We start from the raw sequence: 23,129 nt of genomic DNA, 5'->3' as shown, positions 1-23,129 counted from the left end.
CTTGAAGAAACCACTGTTACATGAATGAATGAAAAGATTATAACATTCACACGTTAATGCTATAAGTGAGGTGTATTGATATCTTTTGATTTGTGCAGCGTGAGCAGCGGCGGTGTATTATCGCCCATGAGAAATCCAAGCGGTTTCAGCGGATCGATCCGGTCAAATATCAATTTGATGATCGCTGTTATTGGAATGGAGAGAAACATTCCGGAAATACCCCATAACGCTGCACCTGCAATAACAGCCATGAGTGAGATCAATGCATTGAGTTTTACTTTTGATCCGATAATTTTCGGTACAATAAAATTATTATCTACAAATTGAATAACAGTGTACAGGATTGCTACATACAACATGTGCACAGGTGATTTTGTTACCAATGCAACGATCATAAAAAGGATCAAGGCAATTAAACCACCTACATAAGGAATAATGTTGAGTAAAGCACCCGTAAGCCCAAGCAGTAATGCATATTCAATTCCAAGCACTAATAAACCAGCTGTATTCAACACAGCAATGATCAAAAATTCAATAAATAAACCAACCAGGTATCCGTTAATAATAGTTTTTGTTTCAGTTAATATTTCCGTCACATCCGGATTTTGTCCCGAACCAAAAAGTTTATGGAGGAATTGCAACAAATGGGGTTGATAGAACAGGAGCATAAACATGTAGACCGGTGTGAGGAAGATGGTTGCCAAGCCGCTGCCAACACTGCTGATGGTAACTCCAATGGCAGAATTACTATTTGATAACAGATCCGATTTTGATTCTGCGATCCATGTATCAATTTTTGTTTCGCTTATGTTGAAGGTGCGTGATACCCATTGGAGCATCTGTGTAAAAAACTCATTGAACTTTTGCGTGAGTTGTGGCATCGCATCGTTGAGACGACTGGCTTGCGACGAGATCAATAACATCAACCCTGCCAGCAGCAATATCACAACAAATAGTACGATGGCAATGGCCAATGCACGATTAAGCTTTTTGTTCACCAGAAAATTTACGGCAGGACTTAATAACACAGCAATGATCATTGCATATACAAACGGAATAAGCAGGCTTCCTCCAATGTACAGCATGTTGATGAGTACATACAAGCCTACCAATAAAAGAGAAACCCTTGCATAGAAGGGTAATTTGAGAAAACTATTCATTTGCCTTTAGTGAGATTCTTCCGTTCCGTTTGATGATTCTTTTTTAAACAGTTGTTTGCCGATGCTGATCATGGTATTCCCTACCAATCGTACTTTATCGGGATTGTTACTGATCAAATTACTGACACCAAACATTAACCCACTGCCAACGAGTTTGCGAACAGGCCCTGCAGTTTTTCCGGCAAACAGTATTTTGGCAACATAGCCTGCTGCCATACCAACCGATGTGTTGAGAATATTATCTTTTAATTCTGCAGAAGCGGTTGCTTCTTTAAGTATATTTTTAATGATGTTGGCTGGTTGTACCCGCTGGAACGCCTGGTTAAACTCATCAATGATAATACGACCTTCGTGACGGTGACTGCTTTCCATTTCAGCAATCGCCAATTCAAGATCAGTTTCGTTTTCGATGTTCATAAATGCATTAGTTAAGTGTTTGCCTGATGATAAAACGGCTGATCGGTTTGCGCAACCATTTGGCAAGAACAAAATGAAGTACTACGGCTAATAAAAAATAAAACCCTGATACTGCTAAAAAGCCGTACCAGGGTTTACCTAATAGTTCGCCCAGCCACATGGCTATGCCAATGTTGAATAACAATGCAAACAGGGATAATGAGCTGATTACAATTAGTTGAGAGGTGGCTGATGTTGCAACCGGAATCAGTTTTTTAACTGCTTTTAGTTTTGCTAACTCAAAACTTGTTTTTCCATAACCTTCCACTCTTCCAAGTAATTCTTCAACGATGCTTACCGGTTGTTCCATAATTTATAGTTAATTGAATTCCGGATTCTGCACAACGTTGATCTGCTATTATATCCCTGCGTTACAGTTTCGGAAAAAATCCGCTGTTACATATTTTGTTTCGGGTGGATGATCGAATTACCCATCTGCTCTGCCTTGCGTTTTCCGTTTTCCGTCATACGTAATGCATCTTCCTTTACATTTTCATATTTCTCTGTAATGCCATCAATAAACTCATTGGCTTTTTCACCAAGCTCATCTGCATAGTCTTTTCCTTTCTTGGCAATTCTGCGTCTTGTTTCAGAACCTTTTTCAGGCGCAAACAAAATTCCTAAAGCGGCACCTACAGCAACGCCGGCTAACACGGCTGCTACAATTTTTCCTGCACTCATAGTATGTTTTTTTTATGTTGTTTGTAAAGGTCGCTTTGTTTGAACCCGAAAATCTTACACGATTTTCCGATTCATTTGCATATTTCCCACATTGCAGATCATTTACAGGTTAAAATTAAATGCATGATTTTTCTGTTCCACTACCCTTCGTATATTCCGTTGCATCTTTTCAACTGTTAAGCGGGCCATCAGGTAACTTACGGTTGACTCTGCTCCCTGGTTGAGGTTTACATAATCCTCTTCCAACCCATCATAACAACCGCCTGTACATGGGTTGTAAATGATCTGATGCAAATGATTGGCTCCTAAAAACCAATTGAACGCAATATCCATTTTGGTTTTATAATGTTTGGTCTTGAACACATCATAAAATTTATTTAACGCAAGAATGCTGTAGGCTACATCAATGGGCTGCTCTCCCCCATTCTTTTTCTTTACAACCTCAATGCCATCGTGCAGCCAGTTTTGATTTGAAATTACTTTGATCCTACTTGGACTGAATGTTTTCGACAACAAAAAATCAAACGCTTCCACAGCCACTTCTTTGTAAAGAATATTGCCGGTGTGGAGCCAGGCGTACAACATGGCCTCGGGCAATAAACTATTGGCATAGGTAAGATAACTTTCAAACCAATGCCAGCCGTTGCGCCGCTCGTGCCTGTACATTTGTAACAGGCGGTTGGCCAATTCGGTGATCAAACTGGCATTCTGTTCGGTTTTTATTTTCAGATGACGATAGTACAACCCTTTGATGATAAATGCCATGGCACGGGTTGAATGCAACGCATTGAGATGTGGTAATGAATTTTCGATTATACGATTAGCCAGCGCCGTTAGTTGTGCCGGTAAGAGCGGCCGCAAAGAAACCAGATACCCCAATGCCCAGATAGAGCGACCATTTGAATCGGCAAGATTGGTTTCATAATTCTGTGAAGTAAATTTTTTCTCCGTGTTTACGTAATTGAGAAAACTTCCATCATGTTGTTGACAAAATTCAATAAACTTTAAATAAATGTGGATGTATGGAATATCAGCTTTATCACGTGTAAGTTCAAAATGCTGGCACATGGCGATCAATGCCCTTGCATTATCATCAACTGTGTAGCCGGAGTCATGGTCAGGTTGATTGATCTTGGCAAACTGGATCATCCCAAACCTGGTCGTTAGTTTTTTTATATGCTGTAAATGAATTTCCGGCAAGTTATAAGTAAGTGCCATACTATTATCAATGATCGCTTTAAACAACCGTGCATGACAGATCGCTGCATTTTCCCACGCCGTTGATGCCATCCGGTGCAAACCGTTTGAGCTCATATTTTTTCGCAGTTCTTCATTTTGTAATAAACGATTCACTTCAATTGCGAGTTGTTCCGGAGCTTCAAAATCGATGATCACACCGGCATCGTTTTTCAACACTTCCCTTGCATGTGGAATGGGTGTAGAGATAATAGGACAACCGCAACTGATAGCATACGAAAACGTTCCGCTTACTGCCTGGTTACGATCTTTTGATGTAAAAAGATAAATATCCGTAAGCTGCAAATATTCGAGTAACTGAGGCAGCGGTAGAAATGCATTAATGAACTGCACATGCTCCTCCAATTGCAACTCCTTCACCATTTTCTCCAGTTTTTGCCGATAGGCCTCGCCCTGCTCTTTTACAACGGAAGGATGTGTTTTGCCAATGATGAGAAACAACACATCCGGGTTTTTCTGAATAATGGAAGGCAATGCCTGCAATGTAGTTTCAATACTTTTTCCCGAACTAAGCAAACCAAATGTGGAAAGTATTTTCCGGCCGCTAAGATTGTGTTTTTCTTTCAACGTTTCCTCCGCTTCATGCGGCACCAAATGTGTACCGTGTGGAATCACCAGTATTTTTTTTACCGGCAATAGATAATCGCTCACAAGAATTTTCTTTGACGACTTGGTCATTACAACTACCGATGCAGCCAGCATGCTGATTTCCTGTACAAAAAAAAGTAAGGGCTCATCAGGCGATGGTAATACAGTATGGAACACCAGTACAAATGGTTTTTGCAGCAATTTCAAAAATGCAGAAAAATCTTTTTCATTCGCAGTATAAAAACCAAATTCATGTTGCAGTACAACCAGTTCTACTACCGTGTCGGCATTTATTGTTGCCGCCATATTTTGAAACGCATGTACGGTATTGGTGTTCAAAATATACTTGATCGGCTCTGCATACGTATATTGCTCGGTATCTGATTCAAGTGCGCAGATGCTGAAATCAAATGAATGATCGAATTTGCTGCTGAGCATTTTGATCAGATCTTGCGAATAAGTTGCAATTCCACATTCTCTCGGCGGGTAGGATGTAATAAAGAGCACTTCCGGCAATTTCTTTTTTCCCGAAGCAAGATGCAGATCATTACCCCACCCTTCAAATTGTTCGTACGAAAGTGGTAACGGTCGGTGTATATACTCTTCAAATCGTTGTTTCATCTTTTTTTCGGTTTAACAGTAACTCCTCCACTAAGGCCGACAAGCTTACACTTGCACATGCAATCTTGTCATCGGCTGCACCATAATAAATGTAAAGTATATCGTTCACCAACACAGTTCCTGTAGGGAAGCAAACATTGTTTACATAACCTTCCAGCTCCCATACATTATCAGGCTTAAATAAAGCATACGGTAGTCGTGCAATTTCTACAAAAGGATTATTCAGATCGAGTAGTGCCGCACATGCAGTGTACACATATCCTTTGATGGTATCGTGCACACCATGGTAGATCAGCAGCCAACCATGTTCTGTTTCAACAGGCGGACAACCACCACCAATATAACTTACCTCGTGTTTGTATTTTGATGTCAGTACGATCCCCTCTTCTATTTTCAGGAAATAGTTTTGCCAGAATTCCTGTGTGAGATCTTCCAGTTCCTGTACAGCGGCTAACTGAATATCGGGGCGTATCCGGTGAAGAAAATGCAATTTGCCATTGATACGGCGGGGAAAAAATATTACATTCTTATCCCATACCATTATCTTCTGATCTTGTTTGGCAGGAAAACGGAAATCTTCATTAAACCGAAGGTATTTTTCATTGATGATTCCTTTTGATTCAGCCAGAAGTTTGAATGCATCATACATGATTTGCGGCGTGATGATTCCTTTTTTCTCCCATGTTTGCAGATCAGGTGAAACAGCCAATGCTCCTAATGCATTAATGCCATCATACGCTGTGTATGTGAGATAAAAAAGATCATCGATCAAAACAATACGTGGATCTTCAACACCATGTACTTCATAATCATACTGCGGAAATAACACAGGTGAATCAAATTGTTCTTCTATTTGCATTGGGCTGCTCAATCTGCAATAACCAATACTGGAGTAGTTCCCCTTTCCAACTGCCCTGTAAAAAATATGAATGAAGTTATTATAACTGATCACTGCGGGATTCAGTACACCTTCACATTCAAAATCCAATGCTCTTTTCTTAAGAATAATGCCTTCTTTTTTTACCTCAATCATATTTTAACCGGTTAGCTGTTCTTAAATGGCCAAATAGTAATCATACCTCTGTAAAGGTGACAGCTTTCATGCGGCTATTATTTATACATTCAACTGAAACTGTTATATCATTCACACATTTATGATCATAAAAAAAGGGGCTGTTATTCACAGCCCCTAAACTTCAAACCATCTATCTGTCGTTCCACTTCAAAAACTTAGTACGATGTTTTCAACTCTACACGTCGGTTTTTAGCACGGCCTGCTGCAGTTTTATTATCTGCGATCGGAGTACTTTCACCAAAACCTTTACTCATCAAACGTGATTCTGAAATTCCTTTTTCGATTAAATACTTCCGTACAGATGCACTTCGCTTTTCTGAAAGTGTCATATTGAAATCGTCTGCTCCCTGGCTATCTGTATGACCTTCGATCGTTAATTTTGCATTTTCGTATTCACGAAGAATCAAAACCAATTCATCCAATCTTGATAAAGAGGCCACTTTCAACACATCACTGTTTGTTTCGAAGAAAAGATTACGTGCAATAGTTGTGATCTTTGTTTCAACTTCTTTAGTGATCTCAGGACAACCCTTGTTTGGAATTGTTCCTTTGATCGTTGGACAACGATCATCAATATCGGCAACACCATCTCCATCTGTATCAGGACAACCTTTTAAACTTGCAGGTCCTGCTGCATCCGGGCAACGGTCTTCTTCATTAACAAGACCATCTTTATCATTATCAAGTGTGCAACCTGCTGCATCCACTTTGTAACCTGCTTTTGTATCAGGGCATTTATCATCGATATCCGCTACGCCATCAGCATCTGTATCTGCACAACCCTGGAAGGCAGCACTACCGGCCACATCAGGGCAACGATCATCTTTATCTGCAATACCATCGCCATCTTTATCCGGACAACCATTCAACAATTGCGGACCTGCAGCATCGGGACATGCATCCAGGTAATCGGGCACACCATCTGCATCTTTATCAAGCGGACAACCTGTTTTATCAACAGCTACCATTGCAGGTGTGTTCGGACATTTATCTAACCTGTCTGCAACACCGTCATTATCTGCATCTTTCTTTTTACCGAGATTAAATGTTAAACCAGCCGAATGAAAAAGATATTCATCATTTTTTCCCGCATTAACACCATCTCTTCTATCTCTGTTAGAGAATAAAAATGTTTCCTGTAAATTCAAATTTACCACAGGGCCTAATTTGATATTCAAGCCTGCGCCTGCAGTTGGTGTTGCAAAGTCAAGATTTTGTTTGGTGACCTCTAACTTCTTATCGAACAGCATTGCTCCAAATCCTACAAATCCATATGGGCGTACCGGCGAATTTGGACCTAAAACATTTACACGCAAATTCACACTTGCTGTAGTTACATCGCTCACAAAATTTCCTGAAGGACGATTAAATCCGATCTTCCCTCTTGTTCCCATGATTGTAAGATCAAGGTGCGATCCGATATAATGCGACAACGAAAGACCGCCAAAGCCATAAAAAGCCATATCTGTTTTATAGAAATCATTTCCTAAATCACCTTTGTATTGTGCAGCTCCTCCATGCAATCCAATATTCCATTTTTTGTCTTGTGTTTGTGCAATTGCTATGTATGTACAGATCGACAGTATACATAGCATTGTAAGCTTTTTCATTTTGTTGTTTAATATTAATGAACCGCAAAGTTGACCCCGTTTCATTTGGAAAACATTACACAACTACCTGAATACATTACATCATTCACACCCATATAATTCGATTACCAATAAAATAGAATGAACTGATTGTTTACAAACGGTATCTGCTGTAAATAAAAACAGGCAGGATATGATCCCGCCTGTTTTTAAATCACACGTTCTTACTTTATTTATTATCTGTAAAAATATCGTCGATCGCTTTTCCGAGTTCATTCATATCATGATTAAACTCTGATTTGAATTTTTCCCAATCTGTTTGTGTTGTTTCGTATCCTGCGATCTTTGCTCTTAGTTCTCTGTTACGCTCACGTAATGTTGCAATACGATCTTCGTACATTTTGTCTAATAACTTACCCGGCTTTTTCAGTTTCACTTTCAGTTCTTCAATACGTTTCTCATTCGCTTCTATTCGCTCTTCTGCATCTTTTTTGAAAGCGGCCCACTCTTCGGATGTAGCCACTCGAACGGTAACAACCTCTGTGGTTTTTTGCTCGATCACAACAGTATCTTTTACTTCGTTATCAGCTGCATCGTCTTTCGGCGTTGTGTCACAACTGTACAGAAGCACACCTGCAAATAAAGTTATAACGGAAAATAAATAAACGATTTTTTTCATGTTGTTTGTTTTTGATGAATGAACCGGCAGGTTCAATGTTGATTGAAAAATGTCTGTTTAAAAAAAATGCCGCATAACGAATGTTCTGCTACTACGGCATTTTATAAAGAACAAAAGCCGGACCCTGTCCGCATCTTCTGCCATCTTTTGTAATGGGTGTTATTCAAGCATAACTGTTAATGAATGTAAAGGTGCTTCTATTTTATTCATTTACTTTATACGTTTCAGCTATACTATTATAAGATTCACACATCGTGCAGAAACATAACTAAAATCAATTGCCCTTCTTTTTTTCTTCGGCAGCTTTTAATTCTGCCGCCTTTTTATCGGCCTCTCTTTTAGCGGCTGCTTTTTTCTTTCGGTTAAAATAACCTTTCAGTAAAAAATTCTCTTTTGCAGCTTCCATGTTCTCGGTTAGCCCCTGGCTGCTTGTTTTCATATTCTGCATTGTTGTGCTCAGATTATTGGCAATGGTGGGATCAGAAATTAATCGACCCAATGTACCATTCCCATTATTTACTTTGATCATCACTTCAGCCAACTGATCTGTAATAATCTCAGCATTCGCAGCTGTAATTTGCAGGCTTGCCATAATTTCATCTGTTTCAACCGGTTCTTCCGATTCAAGCAGCTGCCCTTCTTTTACAACTGGCGATTCTGAAGTTCCCTGGGAAATAATGACTAACCGATCACCAATAATTCCTTCGGAACCGATAATTGCTTTACTGTCTGCTTTAATAAATTTCCGGATATTATTCCTGATCACCATCACCACTTTTACAGTTGAATCGTTGATGATCTGAATATCATCCACCGTACCAACAGTGATGCCGGAGAAGCGGATATTATTACCTACCTGCAAACCGCTTACATTGTAAAACGTAGAAGTAATTGTAAAAACCGGTGTAAAAAGGTTGTTCTTTTTCCCAATAATAAAAAGTAATACTGCAAGCAACAGTAAACCGCCCAGTATAAAAAGACCGAGTCTTATTTTGTATGATTGTGATGCTGTATCCATAGTTAATTAGTTATTTTTCTTTATTGAAAAGAAAATGATTGAATGTATTCGTCTGTTGACTTTTTAAATTCTTCCGGTTTCCCTTCCATAAAAACAAGTCCCTCCCGTAGCATAACGATACGGTTAGCAGTATGCAACGCACACTTGATATCGTGTGTAATGATAATAGAGGATGTTTTGTATTTTTTTTGTACATCCAGGATCAAGGCACTTATTTCATCGGAGGTTACAGGATCAAGTCCGGTTGTTGGTTCATCGTACAGCATGATCAATGGATCCACTACAATGGTTCGTGCAAGGCTGATGCGTTTGCGCATACCACCGGAAAGTGCAGAAGGCATTTTGTTCAATGAATCAACCAAATCAACATTCTCCAGTACTTCATGTACTTTTTCGGCAATTTGTTTTTCCGTCAGTTCTTTCTTAATTCTTCGCAAGGGAAATTCAATATTCTGTTTTACCGTCATTGAATCATACAACGCACCGCTTTGAAAAAGGAAACCGATCTTTTGTCGTAACTCATTCAATTCTTTTCGTTGCAATGAGGTTACATCCTTTTCGAGTATGGTAATATTGCCACTATCGGGTTTTAATAAACCAACGAGGCATTTGATGAGCACCGATTTACCTGATCCTGATTTCCCCATTACCACCAGGTTTTCACCCAAGCCAAGCGTAAGTGAAACGTCTTTCAGAATTTCCTGTGCACCAAACGATTTTTTCAAATGTTGAATATCGATCACCGGACCTGCCGATGCAGCCTGTTTATCTTCACGAATAATTTCCTGTTCTGTTTCTGTGTTCATGATATGATGAGATCGGTTATTTGTACAGCAATCATATCTACTATAAATACCAGTAACGAAGCCATTACAACAGCCGATGTAGCAGCAACACCAACACTTTGTGTACCACTGCCTGCATTGTACCCTTTGTAACAACCTACAAACCCAATAACCGCACCAAAGAAGAATGTTTTAATTACAGCCGGCAATACATCGATCATGTCAACCGGTGCAAACGCCTGCGAAAAAAACAGTGTGATCGAAACATCGCCTTTAATATTTGCACCGATCCAACTGCCAAACACACCACATGCATCTGCATAAATGGTGAGTAGCGGAATCATGATCGTTGCCGCTAAAACTCTTGTTACCAATAAATATTTAATGGGGTTGATGGATGATACTTCCATTGCATCGATCTGTTCCGTTACTTTCATAGAACCAAGTTCAGCTCCCATACCTGATCCAATTTTTCCTGCACAAATAAGTGCCGTAATTACCGGTCCCATTTCACGGATCAACGAAAGACTTACCATACTTGGCAACATGGACACTGCACCAAAATCGGCCAGTACCGGTCGTGATTGGATTGTTAACACAAAGCCCATGATACCACCCGTCATAGAAATTAACGGAAGTGATTTGTAACCAACCTGGTAACATTGACGGAGAAATTCTTTGAACTCAAAATCACGTGAAAACATTTCACGCATGATACGGCCTACAAATAAAAACACATCCGCAATGTCTGTTAAGAAATTACCGGCTTCTTTTGTATTTGCAATGGCCCGTTCACTGGCAAGCAATGATTGCTTTGTAACAATGGCCGTTAATTTAGTGGCTGGGTTGAATTTAGCCATAATAGCAAACGGATGATGTCCGTTATAATAAAATTGAAATGTTATAATTAATATTTAACCAACAAGACAGCCGGATCAGTTTTGAATTTTTCAGGAAACTGTTTTGCAATACCATTTGCAAAAATGCCCGCCATTTTCAAAACATCCGAATGAGCTTTATCATAAGCAATTACATCAGCGCTGTAATTTTTCTGAATACGATATACAGCCTGATTCGTAGTTAAAATAAGTTGTTCCTTAATGATCAGTTTAATATCATCCAATGCCCAATACGGGTTGGTCTCTGCAAGAAATCCTGCTATTTCTTCGGCATTGGCATACCAGCGTTGATTAGCTTCCTGCAATGCTGTATTTTTTTCTGCTTTCGCAAGTGTGATCACTTCGGCAGAAATCGTTACATGCTCATATAACAGTTTTGTGAGTTGATCACCTGTTGCTTCTCCATAATAAGGCTTAATTGCATCTCCGATCTCAATTTTATTTTGATGAAGACGCTCTACTGCCTGATCGGTTCCGGGCAATTCATCAACAATACACAGCATTACATTTCTGTTCCATGCTACATGCTGTTCCCACAATTCCACCATCTGTGCCTCCAGCTCTCTTGTTGAAGTTGTTTGTTCCATTGGCCTGTTCAGCAAATTTTCTTTTGATTCAGGATTACCTTTTACGGCTGAATAACCAAGAAGAAAGACGACCAGTGTTATTTGAACCCACGTTGAAATACGATCCCTGCTTACATGTTTCATAAATTATATTGATGCACGCACTCGAAAAAAGAAGTTACTTTCTTCAAATGAGTTAAGTTAACAACCCGGCAATATTGCTATTGCCAGGTTGTGTATTTTTTTCCGAAACAGAATATTACTTACTGTTTCAGGGCAGATGTGACAGGATATGTATGACTGATTATATCTGTTTGAGAACAGAACAGCCATTATTGGAAGGAACGATTACAAAAGAATGATCAGCAAAATAAGGATGAGGATCAATGCACCTACAGAGATGTAGACACCGCCGCTTACTGCTTTCATTTCTTTTTTGATCTCAACAACTTCAGAACGAAGTTCTTTTTTCTCCGATTTTGTTAATGATGATTTATCGATCGCTTTAATTTCCTGCAGTCGATCCGACATTTGCTGCACCCGTATTTCATTGGTTGTTACAATAGATGAGTCGGATGTAATGGTGCTTGCACTGGCAGGCAACGTAAACAAAACGAAAAGCGATGCAGTTATCAATTTTACAATTTTCCCTTGTTTCATGTGTTTGTGTTTAATGTAATGAAGTTTTGATATGATCGAAGTTTAATAGACACATAAAGGTGCATTGCTTTCTGTTCTTGGTAATTACAGCTTTATAAGAATATGTTACAGAATTCCCACATAAGGGTCTGATATGGAAACACATAACAGTCTTCTATGCTGAATTACAACTCATCTCAGGTAAAAATCTTCTTCCTGCACTAACTAAAAAACCTGTGAATTATACAATCTTTTACCGGCAGCCTGTAATTCCTGTGTGGCGGATTTCTTTCAACTTTAGGATGTTACCTTACTATAAACATGGGTACACTTTTTATGCAACCTCTTACGAACGAATTAGAAAAAAATGCAGCAGTGATGGCCACGCTTGAATCGGCCGCTTCACGTGCAGTAAATGAATATCTGGTTGATCCGCAACAATGCTGGCAACCAACTGATTTTTTACCCGATATGGCAAGAGAAGATGCAATGGAACAGGTACTGCTCCTGCGAAAACGAACCGATGCTATTCCACCGGAAGTGATCACTTCCTTAGTAGGAAATATGATCACAGAAGAAGCATTACCAAACTACCAGGCTTTTTTCAACTTGTTGAAAGGTGTGAATGAAGAAGGAAATATGGCGAGTGAAAACGGATGGGTGCAATGGTCACGGTCGTGGACAGCCGAAGAAAACAGACATGGCGATCTGCTGAATAAATACCTGTATTTATCGGGCCGAGCCGACATGAAAGCAGTTGAGATCACCATTCACAACCTGATCGCAAATGGATTTGATGGAAAAGTAGAACAGGATCCGTATCAGGCAATGATCTATACATCCTTTCAGGAACGGGCTACAAAAATTGCACATGTAAATACAGGGAAGCTGGCTGCAAAAGCAGGCGATGATACATTGTCACGCATTTGCAAAACCATTGCCGGTGATGAAGCAAGGCACGAGAAAGCGTACAAAAGTTTTATGTCGAATATTTTTGAAATAGACCCCGATGGCGCTTTACTGGCATTTGAAAAAATGATGAAGAAACAAATTACCATGCCTGCGTTGCTGATGGACCACGCAACAACCGACAGTTTGTTTACACGTTTTTCGATGATCTCCGAAAAGATGGGCATTTACACCACATTCGATTATGCAAATATTATTCATCACCTCACTCAGCAATGGAAAATTGAGGGCATGACGGGACTGAAAGATTATGCAGCTAAAGCACAGGAGTATTTGTGTACACTTGCCGATCGATACCGCCGCATTGCGGAACGTTTGCAACCACAGCAAATGGTAATGGCACCGGTGTGGGTACGGTAACAACCGGCCTCAAGTATGTAAATGATCGAAAGTTGTAACACTATCATCAAATTGTGTAACATATCCCGTTTTATACAACGCATTTTTGTTGCAGCGAAACAAATTACTTGTCATTTTAAAATTTAAAGCAATGGAAAAACATCAAACAGTCAACGAACATAAAGAAGACACAGCAAATGCCCTCAAACAAAAGACCAATGAGGATTTCAATGGTAAAAAGCCAATCCCTGATGATCCTTCTTTAAAAGAAGAAAAGCCGGAAACAGAAGTACCGGGCATTGGCGATGATAAGAAAAAAGATTCGGGCGAAATTATAATGGAAGATGAAGAAAGAAATGATACAGATGAGTACAAGACCGAAACACCAATAGAAGAAGAACCGCTCAATCCCAAACCGCAACAAGGGATCGAAGGTGATTCAGATGCACAACAGGTGGTAAACAAAGACGATAACAAAGTTTTTTAATGTAACGGTTTATACAATCATCACTTCAGGGAAACTGGGGTGGACATTCAACAGAGAATTTATGATGAACATTTCAAATTCTATCCGCATAATGTTACTTGCACTAACCACTACCATGTTTAGTTCCTGCGCTGTAGTTGAAGGAATTTTTAAAGCAGGTATGGGAGTTGGTATTTTTATTGTTGTAGCAATTATTGCACTTCTTATTTTCATTATTGTTCGCATTGGACGTGGCAGAAAATAAGAGCTGCCTGAAGAAATAACAGAACAGCAAACGGGTCCTTGGTTTCAATAAAAAAGTGCAGTCGAAAGACTGCACTTTTTGTTTTATGCAAGCATGTTGTTATGCCATCACCTCTTCCTTCGCTACTTTACTGTATTCATCAGCAAGTTTGCGTTGTACTTCAAATGGCAATGGTTCATACTCTAAGAAATGCATACGGAACTTTGCACGGCCTTGGGTAAATGAACGAAGGTTGCTGCTGTAATCCTGCATTTCAGCCAATGGAACTTTTGCGATCACTTTTGTAAAATGGCCTTCCGTGTCCATGCCTTCTACCATTGCCCGGCGTGTTTGCAGATCACCGATCACCGCACCGGTCAAATCTTCCGGACAAAGCACTTCTACATGATACATTGGTTCAAGTATCTGGGGATCGGCCTGTTGAAATGCCTGGCGGAATGCTTGTAATCCTGCGATCTTGAACGAGATATCGTTACTGTCAACAGGATGCATCTTTCCATCAAACACACATACACGTACATCCCGTACATACGACCCCGTTAGTGGACCTTCCACCATTTTCTCCATTACACCTTTCAGAATGGACGGAAGAAACCGCACATCAATGGCACCACCAACCACGCAGTTGTAATACACTAATTTTCCGCCCCAGGGCAATTCATGCGTTTCTCTGCCACGCACATTCAAATCAGCAGGCTCCGGCATTCCTTCATGCCAGGGTTCAATACGCAGATGCACTTCACCAAATTGTCCGTTACCACCACTTTGTTTTTTATGACGATACATACTATCGGCACTACGGCGTATTGTTTCACGGTATGGAATACGTGGACGTGTAAATTTCACTTCCAGTTTATGCTGGTGTTCAATTTTCCATTTGGCAACAGCCAGATGCATATCGCCCTGACAATGGATCAATGTTTGTTTTAACTCGGGTGAGACTTCTACTTTAAACGTTGGATCTTCATGACGCAGATCGTGTAAAGCTGTTGCTAATTTTTCCTCCTCTCCTTTCTTTGTACTTTCAATAGCCATGGTAAGATTGGAAGCCGGAAATTCAATGGGCATCAATTCAATATCTTTCCCTTTGTCGTGAAGCGTATTGTTTACATGCGTATTCCGGAGTTTTAACGTAGCACCAATATCACCTGCCGTTAATTCATTTATCTGTGTGCGTTTGTTTCCTTCAACCACAAACAACTGTGATATTTTTTCCGACACACCGGTTGTTTCATTCACCAACTCCATTCCGGATTTAATTGTTCCGCTGTATACTTTAAAGAAACTCAGTTCTCCCACATGCGGCTCACTCACTGTTTTGTAAATAAAAATACAAGCGGGGCCATTCGCATCGCAGGTAAGTGTTCCTCCTGCTTTTGTTTTTTGCGGCGGCATTTCATTAGCACTCGGGCAAACGTTGTCAATAAAGCCCATCAATCTTCCACTGCCCATGTTGCGTTCGGCCGATAAGCAGAACAATGGAAACAGATCGTGATTGATCATTGCTTTTTTCATTCCGGCTTTGATCTCATCTTCATCCAGTTCACCTTTGTCGAAATATTTTTCCATCAATGTTTCATCGTTTCCTGCAACTGCTTCGATCAATTCTTTATGCAGTTTATCGGCTCTCTCTTTTTCATCATCAGGGATCGAAAGTTTTTCGGGCTTACCACCACTGTCTTTAAATTTATACATCGTCATGCGCAACACATCAATGATTTCGTGAAAGCCGGCACCTTGTTGTCGTGGATATTGCACCACGGTGATGTTTGAGCCAAAATGTGCTTTTGCTTCTGCAACTGCTTTATCAAAATCGGCCGTTTCTTCATCGAGTTTATTCACCGCAAAGATCATAGGCGTTTTAAACTGCTCGGTATAATCCCAAATAATATCGGTACCCACTTCCACACCACGAGATGCGTTGATGAGCATTACACCGGTATCAGCTACCCGCAATGCACTGATCACTTCGCCCACAAAATCATCGTATCCCGGCGTGTCAATAATATTGATCTTGTATCCACGCCATTTGCTGTGTAAGAGTTTGGAAAAAACGGAATTACCACGTTCCTGTTCAAGGTCATGATAATCGGCTACAGTATTACGTTCTGCAATAGAGCCGCGGCGGGTAACAATGCCTGCTTCATACAACATGCATTCCCCTAATGTTGTCTTACCGGAGCCGGCATGGCCCAGCAAGACAATGTTTTTTACGTGTGAGGTATCAAAGTCTGCCATAACATTCAAGTTTTAAATGTAAACAATCACCTGCCCGCATACAGTTGCAGGTACAGGTATTAACTGCACAAGGGCACAGATAGAATTGAATGGGTGGCTGGGAGGTTGTCTTTGACAGATAAGAGAAAGGCTTATGCTTTCGCTACAAAATTTCTGAAATCACTTCGAAGTTCATGCAAGGTGTGTTCAAGCACTTCGTACTGATCGTGCAGTTGTTCATGTTCATGCAATGCTTCTTCAGAAAGTTGACCGTTACGTTGTGTTTCTTCAATTTGTAAGCGTCGGTCGTGCGATTTGATCGCTTGTTTCAGATCGTGGATGTTGATCTGTTGAATGTAGAATTGGTTGTGATAATGTTCCACTTCGGTAAGGACTTCCTTGTCATTTTCGCCGCTGGCCATGAGTTGCAGCTGATCTCTCAGTTGACTCATTTCGTTGCGGTAGGAACGCAGATGCTCCCTCCAGGAGCTGCATTCCCTGTTGAGCTGTGTTGTGTCTGTTGAAACCATGGGAAACAGTTTTAAAAGTGAGTAAATAGTGTATCATCAAAGAGCTACTTAAATTTAGTCATTCATTCTCATAAAACCTATAAAAAAACAATTGAGTTTCGCACAAAAAGAAAACAGGTTTTATACAAATAATCCCGTTTCGAACGTTAATTTAGCGCTCAATTAATTTCTATGAAACCAAACCGCTTACTAACTGCATTTGCACTGTTAAGTATTTTTACGGCAACTGCCCAGCAACCACTGAAGAAACCCGGATTTATTTCCTACAATCTCAGCCTGTCTGATTACCGGTTTCCGCAACTCATCAATGATTCAACACTCAGCAAAGCCTTTACTCAAAACGATTGGTACAAGCCCGGCAATATGTCGTTTGGCTTTGGTGTGAGTTACTGGAAAGGACTAACTGAAAAAGTTGATGCATCCGGTAACCTCAACGGAACCTTCTCCAACTTTCCTGCCAATTTTGTAAAAGACGATAGCATTGGCCAGGCTGGTTTCAGTTTGCAATTAGATGCGTTGCTTCATCTTCGTGCATTCAAAGAAAAAGCAAGAGTAAATCCATTTTTAACAGCTGGTATTGGTATCGGCTACTTTCCTGATAAAGTTGCATTGTATGCTCCGCTTGGCACCGGTTTACAATTCCGGTTCAGTGAAGGCACATATTTGTTTCTGCAGGCGCAATGGCGTAAAAAACTCAGCAACGGGATCAATAACGATTACCTGCATTACAGTTTGAGTTTTGCACAACACAATCCATTTGGTAAAAAGAAAAAAGAAACCGTTGTAGCGGAGCCGGACCCTGTGTTGCCACCTGATGCAGACGGTGATGGTTTTGCAGATGCTAATGATCTTTGCCCGGATGTGAAAGGAACTGTGAACGGTTGCCCTGATACCGATGGCGATGCTGTGGCCGATAAAGATGACCAATGCCCCAATGAAAAAGGCACATTGAATGGTTGTCCGGATACAGATGGCGATGGCGTTGCTGATAAAAACGACCAATGCCCGAACGAAAAAGGAACCTTGAACGGATGTCCTGATTTTGATAATGATGGCATTGCTGATAAAGATGACAAGTGCAAAGATGTAGCAGGACTTGCTCGTTATGGCGGCTGTTTGATCCCGGATACAGATGGAGATGGCGTGAATGATGAAGAAGATAAATGCCCGAATGAAGCGGGTATTACAACCAACAACGGTTGCCCTGAAATTAAAGAAGAGATCAAACAGAAAATAGAATTTGCAGCGAAGAATATCTTCTTCCAGTTTGCAAGTGATGTAATTCTGAAAAAATCATTTGCTTCACTAAATGAGGTGGTGAAAGTGCTGGCGGAAAATCCATCACTGAAATTAAGTATTGCTGCACATGCAGATAATAAAGGAACGCCTGAACGGAATATGATGTGGAGCGAACGCCGGGCGAAAGCCGTAGCTGATTATTTTATCAGCAAAGGAATTGCAGCAGAACGGATCACCTACAAAGGTTATGGCGACACACAACCCATTGCCGACAATAAAACTGAAAAAGGACGGGCACAGAACAGAAGAGTGGAAATGAAAATAGATTATTAAATTATTACCAGTTTGTATAGAAAGGCGACGGAAATGATTTCCGTCGCCTTTTTTAATATACCCGTATTGCTGTAAAAAATTATAATTGGCATAAGGCTTGCAAACACTATATATCGAACAACAGGATGGTTCGATTCCCTCACTCTGAAGACTGCTCAACAATTTTATCATTTAAAAAACAAAAACATGAAACAAACACTTCAGCGATGCCTGGTAGTAATGGTCTCGGTATTGATACTGGGCGCCATCTCCTGTAACAAAAAACCAAAGGATGCCGATATACAGGCAAGCATTGAATCGGTATTGAGTGCAGATGCAGACATGGCCAACATGATGGTGACCGTAACTGATGGCGTTGCCACACTCAGCGGCGAATGTAAAGATGACGCCTGCAAAGCAAGATGCGAAGCAGCAGTAGCAAAAGTAGAAGGTGTAAAATCGGTGGTGAACAATTGTACCGTTGCTCCTCCTCCACCTGTTGTACCACCTGTAAGTGATGCACTTTCACAGGCAGTAGCAGATGCGGTGAAAGATTATCCCGGTGTACAAACGCAATTAACAGATGGCGTACTTACACTAACCGGCGAAATTAAGCGTACTGATTTGCAAAAACTCATGATGAGTTTAAATGCACTCAAATCAATGGGAATTACAAAAATTGAATCAGCAGGGTTAGTAAAAAAATAAACAAGGAGGAAACATCTTATGGCATTACAGGACAAATACAAAGAACTCACCGATGCTGCAACAGCTTCAGGTGTAACCAATCTGCAAATACGTGAGCAAGACAATGTATTATACATTGATGGCGAGGCAACCGGTGAAGTAAAGCAGCAGTTGTGGGATATCTATGAAAAGCTGGACCCTGATTATTCTTCAGGCGATCTGATGCTGAACATTAACAGCGTTGCAGGAGTTGCTGAAGGTGCACGCTTAAAAGTTACCACCAACAACAGCAACTTAAATATCCGCAGCGGACCGAGCACCGAAGATGAGATCGTAGGAAAAGCAGCCCGTCATGAATTGATCACGCTGGTACGAAAAGAAAACGATCAGTGGTGGTATATCAAAACAGATAATGGAGAAGAAGGCTATTGTTTTACACAATACCTTACACCTGTGGCGTAACATCCGCAGCAACTAAAACAACAAAGGCTTTCGATTGAAAGCCTTTGTTGTTTTATTGATTTTTGAATAATTGAATGGTATAATCGAGCAATGCAGTGTTGCCATAAGCTCCATGCCCCGGTACAATCAATTTCAGATCAGGATATGTTGCTTTAATTTTTTCAACTGTACCCGACCAGGCTGCAATCGTTGCATCGCCCAAAAAGCCTTTCGATGCATCCACTTCTTTGATCAAACATCCGCCAAACAAAATATGATCCGCTGAAAAATAACCCACCACGTTATCTTTTGTATGTCCTTCACCAAAAAACTTCACGATCGTTTTTTCATTACCGATGTTCAACACCACTGAATCTGTAAAACCATGCTTCGGCACTGTATAGTTCTTAGCTGCTGCCAGTTCAATTGTTTTTGCATTTGCGTACGAAGGAATTGCGCTTGTATGAAATGCTTGCAGTCCTCCCAGACAATCATCATGAAAATGCGTGGGCACAATCGCATTGATCTTACATTTTAATGAATCGTTGATCCATTTGATCAACTCTGCTGCACTTGTATCGTTGGTGGGAGTATCGAATACAATTGTTTCGTTGCTGTTTCGTATAACCAAACCGTTACAAGGCACATTCCCGAAATCGTTAGTTTGCAAATACGATACATGTACAAATGAATTTGCCGCAATTTGGGTAATGACCAAGCGCTTTGACTTGTAAACCTCTTTAGCTTGAAACGTTTCCTGTTTTGGAGAACTGCATTGGAGATTGGTAGCTGCGATGATAAAAGTCAGTAATGTTTGAAGAATAAGGCTCATGTTTTGTTGTTGTTGATGATTGATTTGGCCGATGCTGTGTGTTGAGCTGCAAATTTATTCTTTGCAGACTTCGGTTAACGTTAAAACAAGATAATAAATTTTGTTTTCCGAATTCCATGCTGCAATCTGGGCTATTTTATTATTTAACAAATGCTCCACCGAGGTGGAACACTTGCTCAAAAAAAACGCACAACTCTTTCGAATTGTGCGTTGAAGAAATTATTATAAAATAACTACAACTAAATTACAGTCCTGATTTTAATGCATTCAACACAGCCTCATATGCTTTCTTCTTTGCTCCGGAAGGATTGTAGAGAAGTGGATAGTCAGCCCCGTTTCGATAGCGCCAGCTTTGGTTATCCAGCAATCCCCAAATCGTTACACCATAACGCTGTGGTTTTGGCACATGTCGCATATACGATGTAATGATATAGTTGTACATCTCTGCCTGTGCATTTTCCAGATCCTGTGTAAACACCAAACTGGTTGCATTATTGGTATTCACACCAATGTCCAGTTCAGAAATATGTACCAGCAAACCGGTAGCCGCCAGTTTTATAAAATGATTATCGATCTGATTCTTGTTGGTATTGATGCTCACATGCATTTGCGTGCCGATGCCATCCACCTTCGCTCCCCTTCCTCTGATCTCTGCAACATATGCAATCAGCGAATCAAGTTTGGCAGCAGAAAATTCAAGGTTATAATCGTTGATAAACAATTTTGCTGTTGGATCAGCTTCCGCTGCGTAGTTAAATGCTTTCACTCCAAAATCACGGCCCAGGTATTCACTCCACACAAATACATCGTTCGCAGTAGCATTGGCAGTATTCGTATTGTTTCGGATTGCTCCTGCAGGACCATCAGCAAACATTTCGTTGATCACATCCCATCCACGTACCTTCCCTTTAAAATGCCCTGCGATCTGTTGAATCGTTGTTTTCAGCAAGCTATCCACTTTTGCATAATTGTTAGAAGCACCACCGGCAGGAATTAATTCGTTTACACTTACATCATCAATAAAATAAGTATTGCTGTTGCGTCCCATATCAAACACCACACGGGTTTGTGCTTCATTGGCAGTGATGAGCCAGGTTACCTGTTGCCAGTTTGTACCAATTGTTTGATCGCCCTGATACAACGCAGTAGGTTGAGTGGACAAACGAATGGAACCATTTGCTGCCAACGCTTTTACCCAATAGCTGATCTGGTATTGTTTTCCTACCTCAAGTGCAATAGGATCTGTTGCTACCTGCACACGCCATTGCTCGGTTGTGTAGGCAGTAGGATTTACTACTTTCAACGAGCGTGTACCTGTTCGTACTTCCGCTACGCCTGCACCAACTGATATGGTGGCTGTTCCCGCAGGATTACCGGAGTTCAACACAGTGAAATTTGTAAAACTTGTAGCGTCGCCATTTTCGAAACCGGCGTTTTGCGTAAGGTTCGTTGTACTTAGAGTGGAAGAATTCAGCAGACTTCTGTAATACGCTCCTTGTGTTTGTGCATGCCATGCTAATACATGCCCATGAATTTGAATGTTTGCCGCTTGCGCCGCAGCAACCATTGCATCAGCCGTGCCGAAATTATATCCGCCGGAACCATTTACGATAGCATTATTTTTCATTTCATTTTCAAACGTAATGCCATTAAAATCTCTCTTGAGTATTCCGGACGACAATGTATTGGTAATAAACGATCCGTTACTTGCAGCAGCAGCAATAGGAAATGTAGCTACCGATTTTAACGGAACCGTTTCCACAATGGGAGGCGGTGTTGGTGGCGTGGTTCCTGCATCGCCGGTTTTCTTTTTGCAGGAAAAAAAAAGTGTTAACAGTAAGATGAATCCACAAATTTTTTTTTTCATATCAAGCATTCTGTTTTTAAGTGTGGAGTGAATTTATGTATTATATGTTTGAAAACTACATTGTGTTGAATGATACTATGCTTGAACGGTAGACAATTGAATTTTGCAGTATTCAAATTATCCATTGCTTGTGATCACTTGCATTGAATCGTTGCATAAAACAGTTACATCAAACCTGTGAACTATGCAACAAATTTCAATAGTTGCATAACAGTTTTTCTCAAATGATGATTCACCTTTAGCGTGTGGCAACTCGATCGATCATGCTGTTGCATGTTTCGAACGTTTACCATTCGCATCAATTAACTATTAAAACAAATGAACGATGGCAACAAAATCAAAAAATGTAAGCGCCGGCAAAACTCCTGCTAAAAAAAGTGCTGCGAAAGAGTTGGAAGATCTTTTTGAAGACAGCTTAAAAGATATTTATTGGGCTGAAAAAGCACTGACAAAAGCATTGCCGAAAATGGAGAAAAACGCTACTTCCCCGAAATTAAAAAAAGTAATTGCATCACATCTTGCAGAAACAATGGAACATGTTGCACGACTGGAAGCCTGCTTTGAGTCGATCGGTAAAAAAGCAGTTGCAAAAAAATGTGATGCCATGGAAGGTTTGTTGAAAGAAGGAACAAGCATTATGGAAGAAACAGCACCCGGCGCCGTAAGAGATGCGGGGATCATTGGAGCTTCGCAGAAAGTAGAGCATTACGAAATTGCAACCTATGGAACGCTGGCCGCCTTTGCAAAAGTGTTGGGCCAAAAAACAGCGTTGAAGAATTTATTGCAAACATTGAAGGAAGAAAAGAAATGTGATGAACTACTTACTTCCATTGCAGATACAGAATTGAACACAGCGGCAATTAAAAATTAATCCTTGTAGTAGCGTTGATCAGTTTGATTGTACGCCGGAATTTTATCGAAAGGTTGTCTTGCAAGGAAGGCAACCTTTCTT

General features: G+C 40.5%; 24 protein-coding genes. 7 read left to right on the top strand and 17 right to left on the bottom strand.

From position 1 onward, the window contains the following. Positions 1–59 precede the first annotated feature (59 nt). From WG989_RS13960 to WG989_RS13900, 13 genes are all read right to left on the bottom strand, one after another. Complete coding sequence (locus tag WG989_RS13960) at positions 60–1,160, bottom strand: AI-2E family transporter (RefSeq protein ID WP_340430210.1); 1,101 nt, start codon at positions 1,158–1,160, stop codon at positions 60–62. A 6-nt stretch (positions 1,161–1,166) separates the two neighbouring features. After that, positions 1,167–1,577: a hypothetical protein gene (locus tag WG989_RS13955; RefSeq protein ID WP_340430209.1), complete on the bottom strand. Its 411-nt coding sequence runs from the start codon at positions 1,575–1,577 to the stop codon at positions 1,167–1,169. A 7-nt stretch (positions 1,578–1,584) separates the two neighbouring features. Next, positions 1,585–1,926, bottom strand: a complete 342-nt coding sequence (locus WG989_RS13950) for a phage holin family protein (protein ID WP_340430207.1) — start codon at positions 1,924–1,926, stop codon at positions 1,585–1,587. An 86-nt stretch (positions 1,927–2,012) separates the two neighbouring features. After that, positions 2,013–2,297, bottom strand: a complete 285-nt coding sequence (locus tag WG989_RS13945) for a YtxH domain-containing protein (protein ID WP_340430206.1) — start codon at positions 2,295–2,297, stop codon at positions 2,013–2,015. Between the two features lie 102 nt (positions 2,298–2,399). Further along, complete coding sequence (locus tag WG989_RS13940; protein ID WP_340430205.1) at positions 2,400–4,763, bottom strand: glycosyltransferase; 2,364 nt, start codon at positions 4,761–4,763, stop codon at positions 2,400–2,402. Further along, positions 4,747–5,796, bottom strand: coding sequence for a glycoside hydrolase family 130 protein (locus WG989_RS13935; RefSeq protein WP_340430203.1), 1,050 nt, complete (start codon positions 5,794–5,796; stop codon positions 4,747–4,749). Before WG989_RS13935 ends, WG989_RS13940 begins: the two co-directional genes overlap by 17 nt. 197 nt (positions 5,797–5,993) lie before the next feature. Further along, positions 5,994–7,448, bottom strand: coding sequence for an OmpA family protein (locus WG989_RS13930; protein WP_340430202.1), 1,455 nt, complete (start codon positions 7,446–7,448; stop codon positions 5,994–5,996). A gap of 208 nt (positions 7,449–7,656) precedes the next feature. Next, positions 7,657–8,106 (bottom strand): hypothetical protein, encoded by a 450-nt coding sequence (locus WG989_RS13925; protein WP_340430201.1) that lies wholly within the window; start codon positions 8,104–8,106, stop codon positions 7,657–7,659. A gap of 274 nt (positions 8,107–8,380) precedes the next feature. Next, positions 8,381–9,124, bottom strand: coding sequence for an MlaD family protein (locus WG989_RS13920; RefSeq protein WP_340430200.1), 744 nt, complete (start codon positions 9,122–9,124; stop codon positions 8,381–8,383). Positions 9,125–9,144: 20 nt separating this feature from the next. Continuing rightward, positions 9,145–9,930 (bottom strand): ABC transporter ATP-binding protein, encoded by a 786-nt coding sequence (locus WG989_RS13915; RefSeq protein ID WP_340430198.1) that lies wholly within the window; start codon positions 9,928–9,930, stop codon positions 9,145–9,147. Continuing rightward, the gene (locus tag WG989_RS13910; protein ID WP_340430197.1) at positions 9,927–10,769 is read right to left on the bottom strand and encodes an MlaE family ABC transporter permease; all 843 of its coding nucleotides are present in this window, start codon (positions 10,767–10,769) and stop codon (positions 9,927–9,929) included. The genes WG989_RS13915 and WG989_RS13910 overlap by 4 nt, the downstream gene beginning before the upstream one ends. Positions 10,770–10,816: 47 nt before the next feature. Next, positions 10,817–11,518, bottom strand: coding sequence for a hypothetical protein (locus WG989_RS13905; protein ID WP_340430196.1), 702 nt, complete (start codon positions 11,516–11,518; stop codon positions 10,817–10,819). Positions 11,519–11,722: 204 nt separating this feature from the next. Next, complete coding sequence (locus WG989_RS13900; RefSeq protein ID WP_340430195.1) at positions 11,723–12,034, bottom strand: hypothetical protein; 312 nt, start codon at positions 12,032–12,034, stop codon at positions 11,723–11,725. A 300-nt stretch (positions 12,035–12,334) separates the two neighbouring features. Here WG989_RS13900 and WG989_RS13895 point away from each other — a divergent pair, with 300 nt between their 5' ends. The 3 genes from WG989_RS13895 to WG989_RS13885 all read left to right on the top strand — a co-directional run bounded on the left by WG989_RS13895 (position 12,335) and on the right by WG989_RS13885 (position 14,052). Further along, positions 12,335–13,342 carry an acyl-ACP desaturase gene (locus WG989_RS13895; RefSeq protein WP_340430194.1) on the top strand — a complete coding sequence of 336 codons (1,008 nt, stop codon included), beginning with the start codon at positions 12,335–12,337 and terminating at the stop codon, positions 13,340–13,342. A 130-nt stretch (positions 13,343–13,472) separates the two neighbouring features. Continuing rightward, a complete protein-coding gene (locus tag WG989_RS13890) occupies positions 13,473–13,808 on the top strand; it encodes a hypothetical protein (RefSeq protein ID WP_340430193.1) in 336 nt (111 codons plus the stop codon). Positions 13,809–13,869: 61 nt separating this feature from the next. Next, positions 13,870–14,052, top strand: a complete 183-nt coding sequence (locus WG989_RS13885; RefSeq protein WP_340430191.1) for a phosphatidate cytidylyltransferase — start codon at positions 13,870–13,872, stop codon at positions 14,050–14,052. Between the two features lie 99 nt (positions 14,053–14,151). Here WG989_RS13885 and fusA2 read toward each other — a convergent pair whose 3' ends face one another. Together fusA2 and WG989_RS13875 are read right to left on the bottom strand one after the other, a co-directional pair. Further along, entirely contained in the window at positions 14,152–16,290 is a 2,139-nt protein-coding gene (gene fusA2 / locus WG989_RS13880; RefSeq protein ID WP_340430190.1) for an elongation factor G2, read from the bottom strand. A gap of 131 nt (positions 16,291–16,421) precedes the next feature. Beyond that, on the bottom strand, positions 16,422–16,799 hold the full coding sequence (locus WG989_RS13875; protein ID WP_340430189.1) for a hypothetical protein: 378 nt from the start codon (positions 16,797–16,799) through the stop codon (positions 16,422–16,424). Positions 16,800–16,970: 171 nt separating this feature from the next. On the opposite strand from WG989_RS13875, the gene WG989_RS13870 reads away from it, so the two are divergent. The 3 genes from WG989_RS13870 (at position 16,971) to WG989_RS13860 (ending at position 19,499) form a co-directional block, all read left to right on the top strand. After that, entirely contained in the window at positions 16,971–18,371 is a 1,401-nt protein-coding gene (locus tag WG989_RS13870) for an OmpA family protein (protein WP_340430188.1), read from the top strand. 186 nt (positions 18,372–18,557) lie between these two features. Next, positions 18,558–19,058 carry a BON domain-containing protein gene (locus WG989_RS13865; protein ID WP_340430187.1) on the top strand — a complete coding sequence of 167 codons (501 nt, stop codon included), beginning with the start codon at positions 18,558–18,560 and terminating at the stop codon, positions 19,056–19,058. 18 nt (positions 19,059–19,076) lie between these two features. Next, positions 19,077–19,499 (top strand): SH3 domain-containing protein, encoded by a 423-nt coding sequence (locus WG989_RS13860; RefSeq protein ID WP_340430186.1) that lies wholly within the window; start codon positions 19,077–19,079, stop codon positions 19,497–19,499. Between the two features lie 52 nt (positions 19,500–19,551). Here the strand turns inward: WG989_RS13860 and bla are convergent, their stop codons facing one another. After that, positions 19,552–20,310, bottom strand: a complete 759-nt coding sequence (bla, locus tag WG989_RS13855) for a subclass B1 metallo-beta-lactamase (protein WP_340430185.1) — start codon at positions 20,308–20,310, stop codon at positions 19,552–19,554. A 244-nt stretch (positions 20,311–20,554) separates the two neighbouring features. Beyond that, on the bottom strand, positions 20,555–22,177 hold the full coding sequence (locus WG989_RS13850; RefSeq protein ID WP_340430183.1) for an endo-1,4-beta-xylanase: 1,623 nt from the start codon (positions 22,175–22,177) through the stop codon (positions 20,555–20,557). Between the two features lie 325 nt (positions 22,178–22,502). Here WG989_RS13850 and WG989_RS13845 point away from each other — a divergent pair, with 325 nt between their 5' ends. Continuing rightward, positions 22,503–23,048, top strand: coding sequence for a YciE/YciF ferroxidase family protein (locus tag WG989_RS13845; protein ID WP_340430182.1), 546 nt, complete (start codon positions 22,503–22,505; stop codon positions 23,046–23,048). Positions 23,049–23,129 lie beyond the last annotated feature (81 nt).

The organism is Lacibacter sp. H407 (assembly GCF_037892605.1).
Lineage (GTDB): Bacteria > Bacteroidota > Bacteroidia > Chitinophagales > Chitinophagaceae > Lacibacter.
The sequence above is the reverse complement of the archived record's forward strand: the minus strand, read 5'-3'. Positions and strand labels throughout refer to the sequence as shown.